The sequence below is a fragment of the Mammaliicoccus sp. FSL K6-3158 genome (assembly GCF_038005105.1).
GTDB classification, from domain to species: domain Bacteria; phylum Bacillota; class Bacilli; order Staphylococcales; family Staphylococcaceae; genus Mammaliicoccus; species Mammaliicoccus sciuri.
This window is the reverse complement of the sequence record NZ_JBBOSL010000001.1, coordinates 1,334,638-1,357,823: the sequence shown is the minus strand read 5'-3', so window position 1 is coordinate 1,357,823 and position 23,186 is coordinate 1,334,638. Positions and strand designations below refer to the sequence as shown.

At 31.5% G+C, this 23,186-nt stretch carries 27 protein-coding genes; 5 read left to right on the top strand and 22 right to left on the bottom strand.

Going from position 1 to position 23,186, the window contains the following annotated elements; all coding sequences use genetic code 11:
- Nucleotides 1–12: 12 nt before the first annotated feature.
- Complete coding sequence (locus MHH94_RS06815; protein WP_119469454.1) at nucleotides 13–645, bottom strand: MBL fold metallo-hydrolase; 633 nt, start codon at nucleotides 643–645, stop codon at nucleotides 13–15.
- A gap of 97 nt (nucleotides 646–742) precedes the next feature.
- Between MHH94_RS06815 and MHH94_RS06810 the strand changes: the two genes are divergently transcribed.
- Complete coding sequence (locus MHH94_RS06810; protein ID WP_016911885.1) at nucleotides 743–982, top strand: DUF2759 domain-containing protein; 240 nt, start codon at nucleotides 743–745, stop codon at nucleotides 980–982.
- 29 nt (nucleotides 983–1,011) lie between these two features.
- On the opposite strand, the gene MHH94_RS06805 is transcribed toward MHH94_RS06810, so the two are convergent.
- From MHH94_RS06805 to MHH94_RS06745, 13 genes are all read right to left on the bottom strand, one after another.
- Nucleotides 1,012–1,326 (bottom strand): MTH1187 family thiamine-binding protein, encoded by a 315-nt coding sequence (locus MHH94_RS06805; protein WP_058592304.1) that lies wholly within the window; start codon nucleotides 1,324–1,326, stop codon nucleotides 1,012–1,014.
- Complete coding sequence (locus MHH94_RS06800; protein ID WP_048539719.1) at nucleotides 1,326–2,297, bottom strand: ROK family glucokinase; 972 nt, start codon at nucleotides 2,295–2,297, stop codon at nucleotides 1,326–1,328. Before MHH94_RS06800 ends, MHH94_RS06805 begins: the two co-directional genes overlap by 1 nt.
- Nucleotides 2,294–2,485 (bottom strand): YqgQ family protein, encoded by a 192-nt coding sequence (locus tag MHH94_RS06795; RefSeq protein WP_078099923.1) that lies wholly within the window; start codon nucleotides 2,483–2,485, stop codon nucleotides 2,294–2,296. Before MHH94_RS06795 ends, MHH94_RS06800 begins: the two co-directional genes overlap by 4 nt.
- 4 nt (nucleotides 2,486–2,489) lie before the next feature.
- Nucleotides 2,490–3,938 carry a rhomboid family protein gene (locus MHH94_RS06790; protein WP_107617222.1) on the bottom strand — a complete coding sequence of 483 codons (1,449 nt, stop codon included), beginning with the start codon at nucleotides 3,936–3,938 and terminating at the stop codon, nucleotides 2,490–2,492.
- On the bottom strand, nucleotides 3,931–4,491 hold the full coding sequence (locus MHH94_RS06785) for a 5-formyltetrahydrofolate cyclo-ligase (RefSeq protein ID WP_340840269.1): 561 nt from the start codon (nucleotides 4,489–4,491) through the stop codon (nucleotides 3,931–3,933). Before MHH94_RS06785 ends, MHH94_RS06790 begins: the two co-directional genes overlap by 8 nt.
- A gap of 149 nt (nucleotides 4,492–4,640) precedes the next feature.
- Nucleotides 4,641–4,790, bottom strand: a complete 150-nt coding sequence (rpmG, locus tag MHH94_RS06780) for a 50S ribosomal protein L33 (protein WP_119469456.1) — start codon at nucleotides 4,788–4,790, stop codon at nucleotides 4,641–4,643.
- A 76-nt stretch (nucleotides 4,791–4,866) separates the two neighbouring features.
- Complete coding sequence (phoU, locus tag MHH94_RS06775) at nucleotides 4,867–5,514, bottom strand: phosphate signaling complex protein PhoU (protein WP_048539716.1); 648 nt, start codon at nucleotides 5,512–5,514, stop codon at nucleotides 4,867–4,869.
- Nucleotide 5,515: 1 nt separating this feature from the next.
- Nucleotides 5,516–6,304: a phosphate ABC transporter ATP-binding protein PstB gene (gene pstB, locus MHH94_RS06770; protein ID WP_229412558.1), complete on the bottom strand. Its 789-nt coding sequence runs from the start codon at nucleotides 6,302–6,304 to the stop codon at nucleotides 5,516–5,518.
- A 78-nt stretch (nucleotides 6,305–6,382) separates the two neighbouring features.
- Entirely contained in the window at nucleotides 6,383–7,285 is a 903-nt protein-coding gene (pstA, locus tag MHH94_RS06765) for a phosphate ABC transporter permease PstA (protein WP_025904173.1), read from the bottom strand.
- A 1-nt stretch (nucleotide 7,286) separates the two neighbouring features.
- Nucleotides 7,287–8,216, bottom strand: coding sequence for a phosphate ABC transporter permease subunit PstC (gene pstC, locus MHH94_RS06760; protein WP_048539713.1), 930 nt, complete (start codon nucleotides 8,214–8,216; stop codon nucleotides 7,287–7,289).
- A 66-nt stretch (nucleotides 8,217–8,282) separates the two neighbouring features.
- Nucleotides 8,283–9,233: a PstS family phosphate ABC transporter substrate-binding protein gene (locus MHH94_RS06755; RefSeq protein WP_037588292.1), complete on the bottom strand. Its 951-nt coding sequence runs from the start codon at nucleotides 9,231–9,233 to the stop codon at nucleotides 8,283–8,285.
- Nucleotides 9,234–9,660: 427 nt separating this feature from the next.
- Nucleotides 9,661–11,706, bottom strand: a complete 2,046-nt coding sequence (locus MHH94_RS06750) for a peptidoglycan D,D-transpeptidase FtsI family protein (RefSeq protein WP_340840259.1) — start codon at nucleotides 11,704–11,706, stop codon at nucleotides 9,661–9,663.
- Between the two features lie 190 nt (nucleotides 11,707–11,896).
- A complete protein-coding gene (locus MHH94_RS06745; RefSeq protein ID WP_048539710.1) occupies nucleotides 11,897–12,499 on the bottom strand; it encodes a superoxide dismutase in 603 nt (200 codons plus the stop codon).
- 164 nt (nucleotides 12,500–12,663) lie between these two features.
- Here MHH94_RS06745 and MHH94_RS06740 point away from each other — a divergent pair, with 164 nt between their 5' ends.
- Genes MHH94_RS06740 through MHH94_RS06730 form a run of 3 tightly spaced genes read left to right on the top strand, consistent with a single transcriptional unit; the run spans nucleotide 12,664 to nucleotide 15,135 of the window.
- Nucleotides 12,664–13,419, top strand: a complete 756-nt coding sequence (locus tag MHH94_RS06740) for a DUF1189 family protein (protein WP_217843894.1) — start codon at nucleotides 12,664–12,666, stop codon at nucleotides 13,417–13,419.
- A 32-nt stretch (nucleotides 13,420–13,451) separates the two neighbouring features.
- On the top strand, nucleotides 13,452–14,552 hold the full coding sequence (gene ispG, locus MHH94_RS06735) for a flavodoxin-dependent (E)-4-hydroxy-3-methylbut-2-enyl-diphosphate synthase (RefSeq protein ID WP_445668859.1): 1,101 nt from the start codon (nucleotides 13,452–13,454) through the stop codon (nucleotides 14,550–14,552).
- 19 nt (nucleotides 14,553–14,571) lie between these two features.
- Nucleotides 14,572–15,135, top strand: coding sequence for a 5' nucleotidase, NT5C type (locus MHH94_RS06730; protein ID WP_078355845.1), 564 nt, complete (start codon nucleotides 14,572–14,574; stop codon nucleotides 15,133–15,135).
- A 169-nt stretch (nucleotides 15,136–15,304) separates the two neighbouring features.
- Here MHH94_RS06730 and MHH94_RS06725 read toward each other — a convergent pair whose 3' ends face one another.
- The 5 genes from MHH94_RS06725 to MHH94_RS06705 form a co-directional block, all read right to left on the bottom strand.
- Nucleotides 15,305–15,718 carry a Fur family transcriptional regulator gene (locus MHH94_RS06725; protein WP_048539706.1) on the bottom strand — a complete coding sequence of 138 codons (414 nt, stop codon included), beginning with the start codon at nucleotides 15,716–15,718 and terminating at the stop codon, nucleotides 15,305–15,307.
- Nucleotides 15,681–16,562: a metal ABC transporter permease gene (locus MHH94_RS06720; protein ID WP_084755601.1), complete on the bottom strand. Its 882-nt coding sequence runs from the start codon at nucleotides 16,560–16,562 to the stop codon at nucleotides 15,681–15,683. The genes MHH94_RS06725 and MHH94_RS06720 overlap by 38 nt, the downstream gene beginning before the upstream one ends.
- A gap of 91 nt (nucleotides 16,563–16,653) precedes the next feature.
- Complete coding sequence (locus MHH94_RS06715) at nucleotides 16,654–17,460, bottom strand: metal ABC transporter ATP-binding protein (RefSeq protein WP_058592296.1); 807 nt, start codon at nucleotides 17,458–17,460, stop codon at nucleotides 16,654–16,656.
- A gap of 109 nt (nucleotides 17,461–17,569) precedes the next feature.
- On the bottom strand, nucleotides 17,570–18,460 hold the full coding sequence (locus MHH94_RS06710) for a deoxyribonuclease IV (RefSeq protein ID WP_106417948.1): 891 nt from the start codon (nucleotides 18,458–18,460) through the stop codon (nucleotides 17,570–17,572).
- Between the two features lie 9 nt (nucleotides 18,461–18,469).
- The gene (locus tag MHH94_RS06705; RefSeq protein WP_119650336.1) at nucleotides 18,470–19,804 is read right to left on the bottom strand and encodes a DEAD/DEAH box helicase; all 1,335 of its coding nucleotides are present in this window, start codon (nucleotides 19,802–19,804) and stop codon (nucleotides 18,470–18,472) included.
- A gap of 148 nt (nucleotides 19,805–19,952) precedes the next feature.
- On the opposite strand from MHH94_RS06705, the gene MHH94_RS06700 reads away from it, so the two are divergent.
- Complete coding sequence (locus MHH94_RS06700) at nucleotides 19,953–20,921, top strand: 4-hydroxy-3-methylbut-2-enyl diphosphate reductase (RefSeq protein WP_058592293.1); 969 nt, start codon at nucleotides 19,953–19,955, stop codon at nucleotides 20,919–20,921.
- A gap of 29 nt (nucleotides 20,922–20,950) precedes the next feature.
- Here MHH94_RS06700 and MHH94_RS06695 read toward each other — a convergent pair whose 3' ends face one another.
- The 3 genes from MHH94_RS06695 to MHH94_RS06685 are packed head-to-tail and all read right to left on the bottom strand — an operon-like array spanning nucleotide 20,951 to nucleotide 23,115.
- A complete protein-coding gene (locus MHH94_RS06695) occupies nucleotides 20,951–22,042 on the bottom strand; it encodes a Nif3-like dinuclear metal center hexameric protein (RefSeq protein WP_106417744.1) in 1,092 nt (363 codons plus the stop codon).
- The gene (locus MHH94_RS06690) at nucleotides 22,042–22,707 is read right to left on the bottom strand and encodes a tRNA (adenine(22)-N(1))-methyltransferase (protein WP_048539699.1); all 666 of its coding nucleotides are present in this window, start codon (nucleotides 22,705–22,707) and stop codon (nucleotides 22,042–22,044) included. Before MHH94_RS06690 ends, MHH94_RS06695 begins: the two co-directional genes overlap by 1 nt.
- 54 nt (nucleotides 22,708–22,761) lie before the next feature.
- Entirely contained in the window at nucleotides 22,762–23,115 is a 354-nt protein-coding gene (locus MHH94_RS06685; RefSeq protein ID WP_048539698.1) for a c-type cytochrome, read from the bottom strand.
- Nucleotides 23,116–23,186 lie beyond the last annotated feature (71 nt).

Genomic DNA, 23,186 nt, shown 5'->3' with positions numbered 1-23,186 from the left:
AATGCTTCTTTTTTAATTAAATCCATTTAAATACGGATTTGTCATTTCTTCATCTGCTATTGTTGTCTCCGGTCCGTGACCTGGGAAAATAGTTGTATTTGAATCTAGTTCTAACAACTTATCTTCTATTGAATTCAATAATGTTTTTGTATCACCTTTATATAAATCCGTTCTGCCAATTCCACCTTTAAATAAAGTATCACCTACTATTGCAAAGTCGCCAAATACAAATGATAAACTACCAGGTGAATGACCAGGCGTATGGATCGCTTCAAATTTAAATTCTCCAATCTCATATTCCCCAGGTTCCATTATTTGTGGAACAGTATGTTGAACCACTTGTGGTAATTGATACATTGCAAATTTTTTAGAACCATTTTTCTCTGTATCCGTTAACCATGATTTTTCTTCAGGATGCACATATACTTTCACATCAAATTCATTTACGACATCATCTACAGCACCTATATGATCAAAATGAGCGTGCGTTAATAATACAGCAGTCACCTTTTTATGATATTGTTTAATTTGTTTATTTAAAAACTCGCCATTATCTCCTGGATCTATAACGAGTAATTCGTTTTCACCTTCGAGAATATAACAATTCGTTTCTACAATTCCTAATGAAAAACTATGTACTTGCATTTTATTTCCTCCTCTTTTAAAAAGTATCTCGACAAAACCACATATTAATTATACAATTAATATGATAATAAAAGAAATTTGTATTGGGGGTATTGGAATGCCATTTATCGACACAGGGGAACTATTTGAGTTATTTGGAGTAAAAATCCATATCGGTGTTAATATTTTCTCATTATTAATGCTAGCTGTTTTTATTCTAGCTATATTTGGTTTAATTTCAGCATTCAAAAACAAAAATATTTTGGGCATTCTTTTTGGTGCAATAACTGTAGTATCTTTTGGGTTCTTCTCATTAGCTACAATCTTTACATACGGTTATCCAATTTTACATCATTAAAGAAAAGACGAGTTTACACTCGTCTTTTTTTATTTGTTCAAATGTTTATTAACAGAATCTAATTTATCGTTCATTTTTCTAGACTTATCTCTTCTATCATCAATTCGAATATTTGTACAAACTCTGTCTAATCCTTTATTGAATGGACTTTCATGAATTTCTTGTATAATTTCAAGTAAATCTTTTAGATCACCTTCAATAAGTGTATTCATTGGTGTTAATTGATAATCAATTGTACCTACCTCTTTATGTTTTTCTAAAATTAATTGAATATCTGCAATATATTCACTCACACTAGGTCCTTCTGTTCCTACTGGTATTACGACTACGTCAACTATTGCCATTATTCATTCTCCTTTTCTATTACATATGTCTTAATTAGACCAGCTGCACCGATGATACCTGCGTCGTTTCCTAATTGTGCAACTACGATGTTTGTACCATCTTGTGCAGGTTTAAATGTCATTTTTTCATAATGCTTTTTAATAAATTGGATGAGAATATCGCCGGCTTTACTAACGCCACCACCAATTATAATATATTTAGGATTTGTCATGACGCTAACAACACTTGCAGCATAAGCAATGTAACCTGCTACTTTATCAATGATAAACAAACTGAATTCATCTCCTGATTTTGCAGCATCAAATACGTCTTTAGCTGTTACATTTTTACCTGTAATTAAGTCATGAATACTTGATTTCATATTGATATTTGGATAATAATGATGTACTAAATTAATGACACCTGTAGCTGAAGCAACCGTTTCGAGACAACCCTTCATACCACAGTTACATTGAAATCTTTTCTTTTGATCCACTAAGAAATGACCTATTTCAGCACCTGAACCATTATGACCATGAATTAATTCACCGTTTGAAACAATGCCACCACCTACACCTGTTCCTAGCGTCATACAAACAACATCACTTTCATTTTGACCAGCACCTTTAAATTTTTCACCTAAAGTTGCGACATTCGCATCATTATCTACGTAAATTGGTCCATCAAAATATTGTTGCATATGTTTTCTAACTTCAATGTTACCAGTCCAATTTAAATTCACAGCACCATTGACAATACCATTTTCAAAATCAATTGGTCCAGGTACACCGATTCCCATACCGATAATGTTTTTAATGTCGATATCTTTTCTATTCAGATGTACAACGAATGAATCATATATATTCTCTAATATGCCTTCACCCGTTTTGTTCGTTGAAATTTCCCATTTTTCTTCGATATTTAGTGAACGGTCAAAAATACCTAATTTACATGTCGTACCACCAATATCAGCTGATAAAATATGTGTCATTTTTTCTCAATCCTTCTCTGATTTATAATAAGCCGTGCTTGTAAAAATGTTTCTTTATCAATAAGCATAGATTGATACATAGCTTTTATTTCTTGTTCCATCATTTCTAGTTGATCTTCTTCATCTTTAAAATAAATGATATAACCAAACTTTTTAAGTAATTGTTGTACGTCATATAAATTATTCATAAAATTAACTCCTAAACGCATCAATTTCATCTTTTAATGCTGCATAATGTTTATTCTTTTTATCAAGCTTTATTGCCTTATTAATAAACTTATTCGCTTTATCATAGTCATCTTTTGCTCTATAACCTAAAGCTAATTGGTAATTTAATTTAGCTGAATTAGGAAAAACTTTTAAGCCTCTTTCCCATTCTAGTATCGCTTCATTCAAAGATGTATTATTCGCCACGATTAAGCCACTTAAAATATATGTCTCATCCGACTCGAAGTTCTTCTCTTTAATTTGCTTTACCATTGTTTCTGCTCTATCAAAATCACCGTTATTCATAGCATCTTTCGTTAATTCATCATATATATAATGTTGTTGTCTGTTAAATATGATAACAATCAAAGTGATGATGATGACTATAAAGGCAGCAATATAATAAAGTTTGAATTTATCATGTTCCATCCATTTATACATGATAAACATTAAGATTGCCCCACCAACGAATCCACCTAAATGAGCGAAGTGGTTTACATTATTAATAAACAAAGCTAATAACGAAATAATCACAATACCGATAAATGTTTGTAATACAAATTGTTTATTAATATTTTTACGTGTAAATAAATACACAATAAAAGCACCAATTAATCCGAAAATGGCACCACTTGCACCAATTGAAATGGATTGTGTGTCAATACTAAGCGACACAATACCTGCAAATAAACCTGATATGAAATAAATGGTGAACATTTTAATGGATCCTAATGCACCTTCAATAAGTTTACCGAATATAATAAGTGAAAATACATTCATCATTAAGTGTGTAAAATTCGCGTGTATAAACATGGACGTTAATAAACGGTACCACTCACCGTGTACTATATTGAAATGAACAAGCCCACCGTAATCGACTAAATTAATTTGGCCAAAATGATTAAAAATTAAAATTAAAGACAGCCATACAATTACATTAGCAGCTACTAAAAAGTATGTTACCGGTGAAAACTTAAGCATAAAGCTATCAATAAAGCTCGCATTCAATAATTTATTTTTATATGTCGTAACAGGATTTGTTCTATTACGTTTAATTTGATGCTTCGTTACGAAGTGATGAGATACTTTCTCGAAATCATCAAGCTCATATAAAGCATGATACCTAATTTTAGGGCGTTTAGTATGATTAAATTCAGCGAAATCCATCTCTTTTTCGGTAATATAAAAAATATCTAATTGTTCAAAGCTAAACCCTATACTATCAATTAAGTCACCTAAATGGTCAGTAATTTTTTCTAAGTCAAAATCAACTTCTTGATGTGTAGGCGTCTTATGTATAAACCTTTTGACAATTTTTTTTGATTCATGTGTCAACCATATTTCTGCTTCTTCTTCATCAATCGATATTATTTTATAGCCTTCTGTATAAACTAAATAATATATCGACTTCCACATTTGTTTTGTTTTATCCATCTACTCTTCTCCATATATCATTTGGTGTCAACATCTCATCAACTGGTATATCATGTGATTCAGCATCAAAGTTTCTTATCTGAAAAGGATATAACAAACTTATTGTATGTCCATTATAATGAGATAAATATTTATCATAATACCCTCCACCATAGCCTATACGATAACCATCTTGATTAAATACAACACCAGGTACAATAATTAAATCAATATCATCACTAATTTCAGTTTCTTCATCAACATATTTAATTCCTTTTTGATCAATTGCAATAGAATTCAAATCATGTAGTCGCTGAAATTCCATTTGTTTCGTTTCGTAATTCGTTTTCGGTACGAACACTTTCTTACCTATATTCAATAGATGTTCAATAATAGGTATCGTATTGACTTCATGGTCCATACTCATAACGATAGCAATTGAATTGGCTTGCTTAAAATTATTATGTTCAAATAATTGTTCCTTTAAATTTAAATCATATTGTTCTTTTTGAGAAATATCTTGATTTCTCATTAAATTCAATATTTCTTTTCTTAAAATTTTCTTGTTTGACATGAATTTAACACTTCCAAATATTGATTAAATTTTTATCAGTTACACATAATATGATAACACAAGAATTATTGTGATAGGTAGTCGTACAACCTTTAAAGGTATTAAAAAAACACATTCCCGTATAATGGAATGTGTTTTTATTCGTTTTATTATTTTGTTTCTCTATGAAGAGTGTATTTACCGTCACGAGCACAATATTTTTTCATTTCAATACGCTCTGGGTTGTTACGTTTATTCTTTTTAGAGATGTAGTTTCTTTCACCACAATCAGTACATGCTAAAGTTACATTTACGCGCATGATGAACCCTCCTATTCTTATTTCAATTAATATACGACCTTATTATAATACCATCTATGCTTATATAATTCCAGTACTATTTTTCAATAGGTTCATAGTGTTCACCAGTTATATAATAATAGCAACTTTCACATATATTCGTGATATGGTCGCCGATTCTTTCTAAGTATCTTGCAGCAAGATGAGCTTGAGCAGAAATAAATGGATCGTTATCGATTAAATATGTCGTATTACTAATCTCGCGATATAAATCATCAATATCATTGTCACGATCAATAATTTCTTTTATCAACAAGATATCTTTGTCATTAACTGCTGCTTCTAAATCTTTTAGCATTAACATTGCTAATTTACCCATTGTTTTTAATCTCGTTAGTATAAAATAATCTGTTATTTTAACTCTTTTTCTGATTTGAGCAATATTAGTAGAATTGTCAGCCATTCGTTCTAATTCAGAAGCGATTTTTAAACCTGAGATCATAACACGAAGATCTGTCGCTATAGGTTGTTGCTTTGTTATTAGCATAACCACTTTTTCATTAATGTCATATTCCATTTGGTTTATTTTTTTATCGTATTTGATTAAATTACGAGCATTGTTTCTATCTTCATCGCTCAATACAGATATAGATTGTTCTATCATAAAGTATACTTCTTTACCCAACACAAACAAATCATTAATGAGTGAATTTAATTCATCTTCATATTTTTCTCTAATAACCATATTATCCAAATCTCCCTGAAATATAGTCTTCAGTTTTCTTATCTGTTGGGTTAGAGAATATTTTATCTGTTTGATCGAACTCATTTACATAACCGTTTAGGAAGAACGCTGTTTTATCAGAAATTCTAGCTGCTTGTTGCATGTTATGTGTCACGATAATGATTGAGTATTTAGTTTTTAATTCTTGCACAAGTTCTTCTACTTTTAGTGTTGAAATAGGATCTAGCGCTGAAGTTGGCTCATCCATTAAAATAACATCTGGTTCAATTGCTAAACATCTCGCTATACAAATTCTTTGCTGTTGCCCACCAGATAATCCATATGCATTCTTATCTAGTCTATCTTTACATTCATCCCAAATAGCTGCACCTTTTAATGAACGTTCAACGATTTCATCTAGTACCTTTTTATCCGTAATACCATGAATTCTTGGTCCATAAGTAATGTTGTCATAGATTGATTTTGGAAATGGATTTGGTTTTTGGAAAACCATACCAACATTGGTTCTTAATTCTTCAACACTATATTTTTTGTCGAAAATGTTTTTATCTCTATAAATGATTTCTCCAGATGTTTTAACACTTGGAATTAATTCAATCATTCTATTTAATGTTTTTATATAAGTTGATTTACCACAACCAGATGGTCCAATAATTGCAGTCACTTCATTTTCTGTAATATCTAAATTTATATTTTTAAGCGCATGAAAATCTCCATACCATAAATCTAAATTATTCGTTTTATAAACGATATTTTTATCTTCTACTGCTATTTGTTGATTTGCTGTCATTTCATTTGAAGGTATATTTTGAGATAGATCTCTAATTTTTACGTCTGTCATAGTCATGACCCCTCTTCATTTTGATTATTATAATTTTCTTTGATATTTATTTCTAATATAGATTGCGATTGAGTTCATAAGAATTAAAATTACGAGTAATACGATAATTGCTGCTGACGAAACAAATTGAAATTCTGCCTGTGGTAATTTAGCCCAGTTGTATATTTGCATAGGTAAAGCTTGGAAAGATTCAAATATACTGTTTGGTGTTTTCATCAATATTGCAGGAATACCGATTACAACAAGTGGTGCAGTTTCTCCAAGTGCTCTTGATAGTGCAAGAATCGTCCCCGTTAAAATACCAGGTATTGAAGCCGGTAATACAATATTTTTAATCGTTTGCCATTTAGTACCACCTAATCCTAATGAAGCTTCTCTAATAGAAGATGGGACAGCTTTAATTGCTTCCTGACTTGCTACAATGATAATTGGTAATATCATTAACGACATCGTTAATGCTGCAGCAATAACTGTCTTACCTAGTGATAAATTTTCGATACCTGCACCACGTACAAATATTGTTAATCCTAATAAACCAAATACTACTGATGGCACACCTGCTAAATTTGAAATATTGACTCTTATAAATTTCGTAAACCAGTTTTCTTTTGCATATTCAACCATGTATATCGCTGTACCAACACCAAGAATGATAGATATAGGTGCTATTGTCATCATGAGCCATAGTGTCCCAATTAAAGCACCTTTAATACCTGCACGTTCAGGTGATGTTGATGAGAAGTTTGTGAAGAAATCTGTACTTAGATAAGGAATACCTTTTCTAAATATGTCAAATAGCAAAATAGCTAATACGATTAAGCCAATTAATGTACAAACGAAAAATATTGATTTAATGACTTTATTTTTCATTAATCTTGTCGGTAGCTTTTTACGAACGACGGTTTGATCAACTAAATTAACCTCTGACATATTAATACTCCTCTCTAAATCGTTTAGTAATCCATTGTGAAATGATATTCATAATAAATGTGAATATAAACAATGTGAAACCTACAGCATAAATACTGTAATAAATATCAGATCCGTAAGTCGCATCTCCAGTAGCAACTTGGACAATGAATCCAGTCATTGTTTGAATAGATCCTATTAAACTAAAGCTCGAATCGGGTGTACTACCTGCCGCTAAAGATACAATCATTGTTTCACCTATTGCTCTTGATATCGCTAATACAACAGATGCGATGATACCGGATAAAGCAGCTGGAAATACAATTTTAGTTGCAAGTTCAAACTTAGTTGCTCCTAATCCCAGTGCACCTTCTTTAATTGAATCTGGTACCGAACTCATAGCGTCTTCACTCATACTCGTAATCATCGGTATAATCATGACCCCCACGACTAAACCTGGACTAATAGAGTTAAAGCTTCCTAAATCCGGGAATATACCTCTTAAAATTGGTGTTACAAATGTTAAAGCGAAAAATCCGTAAACAATTGTTGGTATACCAGCTAATATTTCAAGAATAGGTTTAATAATTCTTCTTGATCTATCAGAAGCATACTCACTCAAGTATAGTGCTGCACCTAATCCAACTGGAACAGCAAAGATTGTCGCTACCGCTGTAACTTTCAACGTACCTAATATAAGTGCGAAAATACCGTATTTAGGATCAGATGAAAAAGGTGCCCAGTCTTTCGTAAATAAAAATTCAAATGGATTCACTCTTGTGAAAAACGTTGCTGTTTCAGTTACAAGTGTGAATAATATCCCGATTGTTGTAAGTACAGAAACCGAAGCGATTAACAATAAAATAATGGGAACAGCTTTATCCGCAAAGACTTTACCTTTATTATTGTTATTTTGCTTAATCAATTCTTGTACTGAAGTTTGTTGTTTCATAAAAATAACTCCTTCATTTTGAAAAAGGGCGATTACTGACCGCCCTCTGCTTTAATTTATTAATGATTATTTTTTAAATTTTTCTAACGTTTCTTTATCTTCTTTATACTCATCATCTTTCAATGGAACATAACCAGCGTCTTTAGCAGCATCAGCTGAGTTATCAATTACGTATTCCATAAATCCATAAAACGCATCATTATCTTCTAGAGATTTATTTTTCGCATATACGAATAACGGTCTACTTAAAGGATAGCTACCATCATTTACTGTTTTATCTGTAGGTTCTATTGCTTTTCCATCATCTTTAATCTTCACAGCTTTAAGTGAATCTTTATTTTCTTGATAGAAGTTATATCCAAAGAATCCGATTGAATCTTTATTATCTTGGACAGATTTAACGATGACATTCGTGTCAGCATTTTTCTCAGATTGTAAATCTTTTTCATCTAATACTTCTTCACTAAAGAAGTCGTAAGTACCATGTGATTGGTCTGGTGAAAATGCTTTGATCTTTTTATCAGGGAATTTTGAATTAACATCTTTCCATGTTTTTGCTTTGCCGCTATAAATTTTTGCTAATTCATCCATACTTAACTCATCAACAAAGTCATTATCTTTGTTAACAGCTACTGTTAAACCATCTTGAGCAACCTTAAACTCAGTGTATTCTATTTTAGCCTTTTTTAATTTTTCTTTTTCTTCATCTTTAATATCTCTAGAAGCATTTGAAAAGTCTGTTTCTCCCGCTATGAACTTTTCAAAACCGCCACCAGTTCCTGATACACCAATTGAAACTGAAACATCAGGTTGCTCTGCTGAGAAGTCTTCGTTTATTTTTTCCATAACTGGTGCAACTGTTGATGAACCATCACCTTTAACTTCACCACTTAATTTTTTATCATCTGAAGATTTAGTATCCCCGGAACTAGATTTTTCAGCTGCCCCACCACAAGCTCCTAATAAAAGTACAGAACTTAAAGCTGTTGTTGATCCGATTAATTGCCACTTTTTCATGTTAAATCCTCCTAATTAATATCGCCTTAATCTTTATTACATCTTCACTTTACAATTTCTTTATTAAGTACAAATAAATTGAATGTAAATTTTGTGTTAACTTCCTATGAAAACGTTTTAAAATGTGAAAAATAAAGAGAATGGTTTTTAATAAGGGGACAGTAGTTACAAAACTCGGTAGATTTGTAACTACTCATATCTATAAAACGATTTTGTGAAGTGCTGACGCCTGAGGGAATCGTATGAGCGAGGGACTACAGGCTCAAGCCATACCCTAGGCAAACATGCACAAACAAAATCGTAATCTATGTACTTCACTAAATCTCAAACTATTCAAAAATAAATTCACACATAAAAAATAACACCTCATTTCTACTGAATTAATCAGTAAAATGAGATGTTATATTGATTCAATCTTTATATTGAGTTATTTTCTATCTTTAAAATAATAGTTAATAATATCTCTACCTAAATCCCCACCTGGTAACCATGGTTCTGGTACGGGTTGATTTGTATAAGTGATTGAGAATGATAATTCAGGATTCTTAGCAGGTGCATATCCAATATATGTTGAATTTACTTTTGGTTTACCATCTTTAAATACTTCTGCTGTACCTGTTTTACCAGCTGATCGTACGACCGTTTTATTAAAACTTGTATACCCTGTTCCTTCTGGTTTATTAAACGCCATATCGAAACCTTTTTGTACTTGTTTTATTTCTTTATCACTATTATTAACCTTATTCATCACTTCACCTTTAAATGTCTTTTTAATAGGTCCAAGCGAATCTTCATTTGTAGAGTTTCTAATTTCTTTCGCTAAATGTGGTTTCAATCTATACCCATCGTTCGCAATAGTAGCGACATATTGTGATAATTGTATAGGTGTATAAGTATCAAATTGTCCAATTGCTAAATCAATGTAGTTACCTGGGTTATCTTTAATGGGTTCAATTTGTCCAGCTGATTCATTTGGTAAATCAATACCTGTTTTAACACCTAAACCAACTTGATTTAAACCTTTACGTAATTTAATACCTGCTTGTTCCACATCAGATGGTAGTGACATGCCACTACTATATGGAGATCCAGCTAATAACAATGCTGTCTTGTACATAAAGACGTTTGATGAATGCATTAATGCTTCAGCATCAGTAATTGTTTTTCTGCCATTTTGGTTAAAGTATGATCGTTTTGTTAAACCACCACTAAATTTTAATGGTTCATCGACCATTGTATCGCCAACATTTAATACGCCGTTTTGATAACCAGTAAGTAATGTTGCACCTTTAACAGATGAACCAACTGTATATTGACTAGTGAAGTTACCAATATGGTTATCAGTAATCTTACCATTTTTGTCAATATCACGTCCGGCCATTGCTAATACATCACCATTTCTAGGATCTTGGACAACAACCATAACTCTGTCCATATCTGTAGCGCCTTTGCTTCTTAATGATTCAATGTGCTTATCAATATATTCTTCAACTTTTTTCTGTAAGTCTATATCGATAGTTAACACTAAATCGTTACCACGTGAACCTTGTGAAATAACTTCAGAACTTGTTATTTTCCCAGATTTATCAGTGACATATTTCATTTTCTTCTTAGAGCCTTTTAAAATATCTTCATATTGATATTCTAAGTAAGATTTACCGACTCTATCATTTCTAGAATACCCTTTAGCAAGATAGTCATTCACTAACTCTTTAGGTAATCCTTCTTCTTTACTTGAAACATTTCCGAATAAAGTTCTTAACGTGTCACCATAAGGATAACGTCTTTCCCAGTCCATTGTTGTATTAACGCCAGGTAGTTCTGATAAGTGTTGAGATACAGCTGCATACTCATCATTTTTAACACCTTCATTTTTTATAACAACAGGGCTCAGTTGAGATCCAGAATTCATTTCTCTAAATATCGCAAGGATTTGCAAATCCTTTTTTGATAATTTATCTGTATATTTAGATGTTACTTTGTCGTATAACGCTTTATCATAATCATCTTGACTAATATTGCCATCAGAGAATAAAGCTTGTTCATCTTTCATTAACTTATGAACTTCATCTTGATTTCTCAATATCCAAAAATCCTGCTTATCACGTTCTGTAATGTTTGAAATATCCATCTTCATTAAGTGAGATAGTTTTTCAGCGATTTTTAAAATATCATCTTGGCTTGTTCTTCTATCTCTCGTGTATGTAATTGCCTTTTTAGACTCGTTGTCTACTAAAACTTTACCATTTCTATCATAAATACGGCCTCTTGGCACCGATTCATTAACTGTAATCGATTCTGTACTATCTATCGTTCGCTTGTATTCTCCGCCTTTTACAATTTGTAAATAACCTAACCTCATAATGAGCACAGAGAATAAAATCACGACAACGGCCAATATTATGCTTACGCGTTTATTCATTAATAGGCGAAATGCTTCTTCTTTTGATTTCTTTTTTACTCGTTTCAACAACTAAACCTACCTTTTTAACTCTATTATAATAATCTCATCATATATTATTATGACTTACATTGCTATTGATATAGGTAAATTTTTATAAAAAAAGAGCGGAGCTGAAATCTCGTTTAAATAAAAAGATTTCATTGCTCCACCCCATTAGGATGATTGTCTTATAAATCAGTCATCCAAATTTAAAAACGAATTATTTTGCAGCTTGGTATAATTCGTTTACTTTATCCCAATTTACAACGTTCCAGAATGCATTAATATAATCTGGGCGTCTGTTTTGGTAGTTTAAGTAGTAAGCATGTTCCCAAACATCTAAACCTAAAATTGGAAGTTTACCTTCTGAAATTGGGTTATCTTGGTTTGGAGTTGAAACAATCGCTAATTGGCCATTATCTACAACTAACCATGCCCATCCTGAACCAAAACGGCCAGCTGCTGCAGCTGCAAATTCTTCTTTGAATTTGTCTAATGAACCAAATGTAGAACTAATTGCATCTACAACTTCTCCTGAAGGCTCAGAAGCGTTTGGAGTTAATAGTTCCCAGAATAATGAATGATTATAATGTCCGCCACCATTGTTTTGAACTGCAGTACGGATATCATCAGGAACAGAATTTAAGTTTTTAACAATATCTTCAATAGATTTGCTTTCTAAATCTGTACCTTTCACTGCATCATTTAATTTTGTTACATAAGTGTTATGGTGTTTCGTATGATGAATCTCCATAGTTTCTTTATCGATGTGTGGTTCTAATGCATCATACGCATATGGTAATTTTGGTAATTCAAAAGCCATAAAAAATCATCCTCCTCATTTGTTTTACATACCTATCTTATCAAGATTAAAGTTTTATAACAAATAATTTGTTTAATAAATAATCAAAAAAATTTTAATTCTTATGTATCGCCTTGCAACAGGTGTTTTTTAACATTATTATTAAGTGAAGAAGAGGTGAATTTATGCAGTATATAAATGAGCTTAAAAGGTTATTTAAGCATCCTAGTAAGTATCCAATGTTTAGAATTACGAAGTTAAGGTACATATTCCTTCATATATTATTATTAAGTTTGATATTAATCATACCAAATTCTATTCAATACATACAAATCACTCAGAATTTATCAACGATAGTCAATGATGAAGTGACAGAGATTCCTGATTTTAAAATAGATTATAACAAAATGATTTTATCCCAAGATAAATCTATCAAATTAAATAATCATCAAACGATAGAATTTACTAAATCTAATGATTTCGCGATGAAAGATCATCATTTAATCGTGTTTAAACCAAATCATATTGAAATATCAAATTATAGTGACTACACAGAAATTAGCTATGGTTCCGTATCCTCTCTTGTTACCGATCAAGATGATTTAATAAAGTTCATTGAAACGATTAATGATTCTAAATATTTTTATTTAAGTTTGATTGTTGTCTTTCTATTATTCATTCAATTCTTAAGCTTATCTATAAAAATTGGGATTCTGGCATTTGCTGGACATTTATTGGGAATTATTTTACGAAGAAAGTCTCGCTTTATGACTTGGTTCAAAATGATGACGTTTGTGATAACGCTTCCGACTTTAGTACTATTATTTGGAATGATTACACTGATTCCTTTATTAATAATTGCTTCATGGTGTATAATCATTTTAAGCATTGTTATGATTGCTATGTATTTACCTAAAGGAAAAAGATCTGCTAAAGTGTAAAGATTAGCAAATTTAAACAAAGGAGTCTTATCATGTCAGAAATTATTCATCGCACGAAAACGAGACCTGTTAAAGTTGGGGATTTAACGATTGGTGGTTCAGATGAAGTTATCATTCAAAGTATGACGACTACAAAAACATATGATGTTGATGCAACTGTAGCTGAAATTAAACGATTAGAAGAAGCTGGTTGTCAAATTGTTAGAGTAGCTTGCCCAAATGAAGAAGACGCATATGCAATTAAAGATATCAAAGCACAAATTAATATTCCATTAGTTGTAGATATTCATTTCAATTACAAATTAGCTTTAATTGCTATTGAAAATGGCGCAGATAAGATTCGAATCAATCCAGGGAACATAGGTAGACGTGAAAAAGTTGAAGCAGTTGTCAAAGCGTGTAAAGAAAAAGGTATTCCTATTCGAATTGGAGTTAATGCTGGTTCATTAGAAAAACATATTATTAAAAAATATGGCTATCCTACTGCTGATGGTATGGTCGAAAGTGCATTGCACCATATAAAAATACTCGAAGATTTAGATTTTCATGACATTATCGTATCAATGAAAGCAAGTGACGTAAATTTAGCTATAGAGGCATACACGAAAGCAGCTCAAACTTTTGACTACCCACTGCATTTAGGTATAACTGAAAGTGGCACCCTATTTAATGGAACAGTTAAATCGTCTGCAGGATTAGGTGCTATACTTAGTTTAGGTATTGGCAATACTTGTCGAATTTCTTTATCAGCTGATCCAGTTGAAGAAGTTAAAGTAGCGAAATCTTTGCTTAAAGCATTTGGATTAGCCAGTAATGCTGCTACATTAATTGCTTGTCCTACATGTGGACGAATTGAAATCGATTTAATATCGATAGCAAATGAAGTAGAAGAATATATTTCAAACCTTCAAATCCCATTAAAAGTAGCTGTACTTGGTTGTGCAGTTAACGGTCCTGGTGAAGCAAGAGAAGCAGATATCGGCATTGCTGGTGCTCGTGGTGAAGGATTACTGTTTATGAAAGGTAAAACCGTTCGCAAAGTACCTGAAAAAACAATGGTCGAAGAATTAAAAAAAGAAATTGATAAATTAGCAATTGAAATGGAACAAAATAAAGAAGCTCAAAAAGCATAAAATAAAAAGGTGAATTTTTATGAATCAAAAGCCAAGATTAGGTATAGATATAGACGGCACAGTTACATGTCCAAAAACATTTGTACCCTATTTACAAAGAGATTTTAATCAACAACTTAAATATGAAGATATTACAGAATACAATTTAGCAAATGTCTTAAACTGTAAAGAAGAAGAAATGTTGAGTTGGTTTAAAAGCAATGAATCACATATATACCAATACTCACCTGTTGCAGAAGGTGCAAAAGACATTTTGAATCAATTAAAAGATGACTACGAACTCTATTATATAAGTGCAAGACATCATTATTTAGAAGATATTACGAAAGAATGGTTTCAATCACATCATATACCATTTGATCAAATTACATTAACAGGAAGTCATAATAAATTAGAAGTAACAAAAGAACAGAATATCGATATTTTCTTTGAAGATAAATTAGATAACGCAGAAGATATCAATCATTATTTAAATATCCCTGTTTTCCTGTTTGACACACCATATAACCAAAAAGATTTACAGAATGGTATATATAGAATTAAAAATTGGCATGAAGTATCAACGTTACTTAATAGAATTTAGTTAGAACCTGGTCCATATGTGAGATGGACCAGGTTTTTTGTATATTGTGAAATTAAGTTGCCAGCTAACGATCTTGTTTCAGGATCTTGATCGTTAGCGTACATTCAATACTAGCTGTTTCCCTACAAATAAAAAAATGGTAACTCGAGGAGCTACCATTTTTCTCATCTTATACTGTTTTACATTGTTCACATTTACCGTATACTTCTAATTTATGTGATGCTATTTCTACATTTGGTAATTGTTGTTTAATTGAATCCATTGGGCAAAAGTCTATTACTTTTGTTGTGCCACATGATTCACAAATAAAATGATGATGATGATGACTTTGACATGCAATTCTAAATTTCATTTCGCCATCTATTTCAGTGCTTTCGATAATATTTAAGTCTTTAAATAAGTATAAATTACGATAAATTGTATCGAAAGATAATCCTGTATAATCGTCTTTCAATGCTTCTTGAATATATTTAGCTGTGATGTATTTATCTTCATCTACAAACAATGATATGATATCACGGCGTTTATTTGTGTATTTATGTCCATCATTTTTCAATATTTGAATGGCTTCCTCTACTTTCAAGATGATAGCCTCCTTTTTTTATCAATACTTTACTGTACGCTATGCTAGCAAGTAATTCTATAATCAATATTCCAACTATAATACCTCCTGGTGAAATATTCAAATAGAAGGACAATATCAATCCTAGTACTACTGAGATTTCACCGAATAAAATACTTAATGCGATTAACTGTTTGAACCCTTTAGCTAATCTCATGCTTGTAGCGACTGGCAATGTCATTAAACTACTAACTAATAAAATGCCAACGACTCTCATTGAAGCTGAAATAACAAGTGCAACAATGACAATAAATAGTAATTGGATCCATTTTGGCATGCCAATCACTTTTGAGTATTCTTCATCGAATGATAATACAAATAATGATTTGTACAATAACATAACAAAGATTAAAACAATTATTGTAATGACGATAATTGTAAATAAATCACTTAAATTTACGGCACTAATTGAACCGAATAAATATCCAAATAAATCTTGATTAAATCCGTTTGCTAAAGAAATAAATATAACACTAATACCAATTCCACCACTCATAATAATTGGAATAGCGATTTCTTGGTAATGTTTATATTCAGTTCTTAATTGTTCTATTAATAATGCACCTGCTATTGAAAAAATGATACCAAACCATATCGGATTTATAGTAGCAAACAATGGACTAACACTCATTAAGAACAGCCCCATTGATATACCACCTAGCGTCACATGGCTTAAAGCATCAGCAATAAGTGATAACCTTCTAACTACAATAAATGCCCCTATTAAAGGTGCAATCAATCCAACTAAGATACCACTTATAAAAGAGTATCTTATAAAATCAAAATTTAAAAACGCATCAATCACTATATAACACTCCTTCGTTTAGGAGTATAAATCTATCTCTCGTTTCAACTGACATATCCAATCTCCTTATTTAAAATCTATATATTCATCTTTAACTTTGTACTAATTCTTCCACTTCTTCATTTGCACAACAGTCACGGTCATGTTGATGATCAACAAATTGCACGGGATGTCCATAGATTTTAGATATTGAGACTTCATCTAATGATTTAAACGACTCACTTGTACCATGGAAATGTATATGTTGATTTAAGCAAGCTACTTTACTTGCCGTATCGGCTACAACACCAATATCATGCGTTACAAGAATGATTGTAATCCCTTCTTGTTTTAATTGCGTCAGTAATTGGTAAAATTCAGAAACATGTCTTGCATCAATACCTACAGTAGGTTCATCTAATATTAAAATACTCGGCTTAGAAATTAAAGCTCTAGCAATAAACGTCCTTTGCTGTTGACCACCTGACAACTGTGCAATATTCTCATTCTTAAGATCACTTATATTTAATCTTTCTAATATTGCATCTACTTGTGCAGCATCTTCTTTATTAAACCATTTAAAAAGACTTTTATTTTTAGTTAAGCCACTCATGACAACTTCTTTCACTGTCGCTGGAAAACCAGAACTAAAAGCGTTGGATTTTTGTGATACATAACTAATTTTTTCCCAAGATTTATATTGATTAATTTTTTTACCACTTATTAAGATATCACCTTTTTGTAAAGGTAATAAGCCTAATATCAATTTCAGTAAAGTCGATTTCCCAGAGCCATTTGGGCCAACTATTGCCAAGAAATCTCCTTTATAAATTTGTATATTAATATGGCTGAGTGCCAATTTATTTGGATAGCTATAACTGATATCTTTTAACTCGAAAATCGGTGTTTCTTTTTCCATCTTCATCACCTCGTCAATAGAATACTATACAATGAATATGAAAGAATGTAAATAGTAATGTTTACGAACAAAAAAAGAATGCTAATTGAATTAGCATCCTTAAATAATATTATTGATTAAAGATTTTATCTTTTAAATCTGGATCGAATGTACCATTTTTAATCATTTCGATTTCATATTTATATGGTGGTTTTTTATTCTTTTTGTCATCACCAACATATGGTGTTTCTAAAATTTTAGGTACTTCTTTAAATGCATCATGATGAACAATATAGTGCAATGCATCATAACCAATTGATCCAAAGCCAATATTTTCATGTCTATCTTTTCTGGCACCTTGTGGATTTTTACTGTCGTTTACGTGAAGTACTTTAATACGATCGATACCAACGATTTTATCAAACTCATTTAATACGCTATCAAAGTCTTCTTTAACGTTGTAACCAGCATCATTTGTATGACAAGTATCGAAACATACAGATAATCTTTCATTATGGTTTACACCATCAATGATTTGAGCAAGTTCTTCGAATGTTTTACCACATTCAGAACCTTTACCTGCCATTGTTTCCAATGCGATACGCACATCATTATTATTTGTTAATACTTCATTTAAACCTTCAATAATTTTTTGAATACCTTTTTCTTCACCGGCACCAACATGCGCACCTGGATGAAGTACGATATCTTTAGCACCTAATGCTTCAGTACGTTCAATTTCTGATTGTAAGAATTCAACACCTAAGTTAAATACTTCTGGTTTAGTTGTATTTGCAATATTGATGATATATGGTGCATGCACAACAATGTTAGATAAACCATATTCTTTCATTGCTGTTTTACCATTTTCAATATTTAAATCTTCAATCTTTTTACGTCTTGTGTTTTGTGGAGCACCTGTATAAATCATAAATGTAGAAGCATTATAACTTGCCGCTTCTTCTGCTGCTTGTAATAGCATCTTCTTACCACTCATTGAAACGTGTGATCCAATTAACATATTTGACACCTATCCTTTTCTACTTTGTCTTTTAGTTCTCTTAGAATGAGCTTTCTTTTCTTTAAATTTCAACTCATCTAATTCTCGTTTGAATTTCTTCTTATAGCCAGGTTTTACTTTATTTTTATTGTTTCTTTTAATTTTTTGTTTTAATGACTTTTCAATATTATCTTCTTTTTTAACACGTTTTGTACGTTTTTGACGATCTTTAATTTCTACAAATTCATCGTTTTTAATATCGACATGTTTAAACTTGTAATTATGTTTCTCAATTTGTGTAATTAAATCATCTTCATCAGGTGTATATAAAGTTATTGCGATACCTTTATAATCACCACGACCTGTACGACCAACTCTATGTGTAAAGAAATCTATTTCTTTAGGTAAATCATAGTTGATAACGTGACTTACGCCTTCAATATCAATACCACGTGATGCTAAATCACTTGCGACAACAAACTCAAAGTCTAATTGTTTAATACGCTTCATTTGTTGTGTTCTTTCTCTAGGTGTTAACCCACCATGGATAACCCCAACTTTATAGCCTTCTTCTGATAAATACGCAACTAATTCATCTGCTCTATCACGGCTATTAGCAAATATAATTGCTAAATAAGGATTAATCACATTCATAACTTTTAAGATTTTTTCTTTTTTCTCAACACCTTTAGTTGGTATTAAGTAAAAGTCGATATTGTCTTTATTAGATGATGCTGTTTCAATTTCAACAAATTCAGGATTGCTTAAATATTTATTTAAGAATGGATGTAACGCTTTAGGAATTGTTGCACTAAATACTGAAATTTGTGCGTTTTCATCTAATCTACTCGCAATACTATCTACTTTAGGCATAAATCCTAAATCAATCATTAAATCTGCTTCATCAATAACAACTGACTTCGCTAGATGTAAATCTAAAGCACGCTCTACAGCCATATCATCAATTCTATTAGGCGTACCTACAACAACATGTGGTGTATTTTTAGATTTATCAATATCTCTTGATTTATCTGTTCCACCAATGTATAAGTTAACTTTCACACCTTTTTTGAATTGCGTTAAATGTGAAGCTGCATCATATAATTGCTTTGCTAATTCTCTTGTTGGTGCCAAAATAATCACTTGTGGTTCTTTTATATCTACGTCAATTTTATCAAATAACGGTAGTAGAAATGCGTGTGATTTCCCTGTACCAGTTTGAGATTGTCCTATTATATTAGATCCTTTTTTAATTTTGGGTATAACTCTTCGCTGTATTTCTGTTGGCTGGTTAAAATGTAAATCTTTAACGGCCTCTACTAATTCATTTTCAAGTTGAAAATGTTCAAACGGATGCTTAGACATAAGCGACCCTCCTCGTTTCTTTTTCACTTCATACATTATATAGTAAATGCGCACTTTATGATAGGCTAAAAGATTTATTTTGAATTTTTATTTAGTTTCTTTAAGACTTGTGTGTTGTTATAATAGACATTAATAAGGAGGGCAATTTATGGAAATTATAAAGATTACCCCTAGAGGCTATTGTTACGGTGTTGTAGACGCTATGGTTATTGCTAGAAATGCGTCTTTAGATAACTCACTTCCAAGACCCATTTATATACTTGGCATGATTGTTCATAATAAACATGTGACTGATGCCTTTGAATCTGATGGTATTATTACGTTAGATGGTCCGAACAGATTAAAGATCTTAGAACAAATTGATGAAGGTACCGTTATATTTACTGCGCATGGTGTATCGCCTGAAGTCAAAAGACGTGCTAAAGAAAAAGGATTGGTTTGTATAGATGCGACATGTCCAGATGTTGATAATACGCATCAGTTAATACGTGAAGTTAAATCAAATGGTTATCACGTTATTTATATTGGTAAAAAAGGACATCCCGAACCTGAAGGCGCAGTTGGTGTGGCACCTGATATCGTACATCTCGTTCAGACTTTAGAAGATATCGATGCCTTGCCGGAAGAATTATTGAACCAAAAACTCATCGTAACGAATCAAACAACTATGTCACAATGGGATGTGAAACATCTTATTGATGAATTAAAAGTAAAATATCCTCATATTGAAGTACATGAAGAAATTTGTTTAGCAACACAAGTTAGACAAGAAGCTGTTGCCACACAAGCAGATCAAGCAGATTTACTCATTGTCGTTGGTGATCCTAAAAGTAATAATTCAAATAGATTAGCCCAAGTATCTAAAGAAATCGCACATACTAACGCATATCGAATCGCTGATTTGAGTGAATTAAAATTAGAATGGCTACAAGATATTGAAAGTGTAGCTGTTACAGCAGGTGCTTCAACACCAACGCCTATCGTTAAAGAAGTCATAGATTATATTAAAAATTATGACCCGACAGAAATACGTGACGCAAACTTAACAAGTAATGTACCTGTTGAAAAAATATTACCTAAAATTAAAAAGCCCAAACCTGTAAAAATAATGGACTAAAAAAACTGCCGAATTCACTCGGCAGTTTTTTACATATATTGATAAGGATCTGTATTAATAGAAGATATTAACACTTTAATCTTTCCATTTGTCCATTCTTCTAATAATGACTTTAATCCTTCTTTCATAACATACTCACTATAATGATTAACATCTAAAATATTTATACCATCCATTAGTGCATCTAATGCTTCATGATGTTTAACGTCTCCAGTAATAAATAAATCAGCTTGTTGTGCCTTAGCTAAATTTGCATATTCAATACCAGCACCACCAACAATTGCGATGCGTTTAATTTGCGCTGATTGGTCTCCTATAAATCTAACTGCTGGAATAGCGAGCTTTTCTTTATAGTTTTGCACAAATTCATTTACTGATTGCGTTTCATTTAATTCCCCGATTATTCCTAAACCTACAGAAGACGATCTCGACATTTTGATGAAATCATAAACGGGTTCTTCATAAGGATGTGTTTGAATAATGAGTTCTTTAGCAAGTGCTAAATCTTTCTCATCAACCATTAATTCTAGTTTCGTTTCATAAACCGTTTCAGTTTTATCAGCTTGTCCAAGATGTGGATTTGCTGATGCACTAGGTTTAAATTGACCTTTACCTTGAGACTGGAAAAATACTTCGCTGTATTCTTCAGTTTGTGCTAAATGATGTTCATTAAATGCAGCTTTCATAGTTTCAACATCTTGATCAAGTAGGAATATTTGTACTTTATAATATGACTCTTGTTGTTCTTCTAATACTTTCATATTATCTAATCCTATTTGTTGCCCAATCATGTAACTAACACCTTTAGGATGTACATCAAGATTTGTATGAAGTGCTATCAAATTGATATCATTTTGTATCAATTTACGAATAATAGGACCGTAGCTTTTATCCGTAATATTTTTAACACCTTTAAAAATAAGTGGATGATGTGCAATTATTGTATTGATATTGTTTTGAATGGCTTCATCTAGAACTTCTAACGTACAATCTAATGTTGTTAATACACCGTTCACTTCACTTTTTTCTGTACCAATTAATAAACCAACATTATCCCAAGATTCACTCGTAGAAAATGGAACTTGTTTATCTATTTCTTGCAATAGCTCTTGAATAATCATTAAAGCACCTCTTTTATTTGAAGTATTTGTTGATTAATTTCTTTATACCTATTTTTATCCTCATGATGTTCTAATTGTTTACTAATTTTATTAAGTGATTCTAATTCTCTTTGCCATTTTTCATGGAATAAATCATTTTTATTGGCTAATAATTTAGGACCAAATTTTAATTCTAATTCATTTAGGTCCATCTCACCTTTTTTAGCAACTATGATTTCATATATATGTTTTTTATCTTTTATTAATTGTTCATCAACGATTTGATAACCAATGCTTTGTAATACTTTTCTAATAGGTAACGCATGAATATTTGCTTGTAAAATTAAATCAGGATGCCCTGTTAACTTATGCTTTCCTTCTTCAATAATTTGTGCAATTAATGGACCACCCATGCCACAAATCGTAATAGCATCAATTGTATCGTCTACTACTTCTAAACCGTCACCCAGTTTAACTTCTATAAGTTCATTCATACCATATAATTTAGTGTTTTTTTGAGCTGCTAGAAAAGGTCCTTTTACAACTTCTCCAGCAATCGCTTCTTTAATTAATCCATTTTGAATTGCGTATATAGGTAAATATGCATGATCGGAACCGATGTCTGCTAATTTATGATGATTTAAATATTCACTTACCTTCATTAAACGTTTATTGATTTGGATCATTATTTTTCCCTTTCATTAAAAAAATCTTTTGCAATAGCAAAAGATTTTTTTGTGTTATTTAGCGCCATCTTTTAAGTACTTGACAAGTGTGTCTAAATCTTTATTTGAAATAGTAGCTTCGTCATGTGCAGGCATTGATCCTTTACCATTACGAATGATTTTTTTCATTTCATCGGCACCTTTTTTGCTTCCAGCTAATTTAGGTCCCATTCCACCTTCAAGATTTTGTCCATGACAACTTGTACAATTGTCCTTAGCGAATGTAGCTGCATCAAACTTTTCAGTTTTAGCACCACCACCGCCTTCTTTTTCTTCCTCTTTGTTAGCACCATGTGCTGACATGAAGAATATTAATCCTACACCGAGTAGTAAAATCAGAATAAACGGGATAACAGGATTACGATTCATTCATACAACCTCCCTTTTGTTAAACCTTCATACAATTATATTTTATATTAAAACAAGGCATTGTCAAAGGC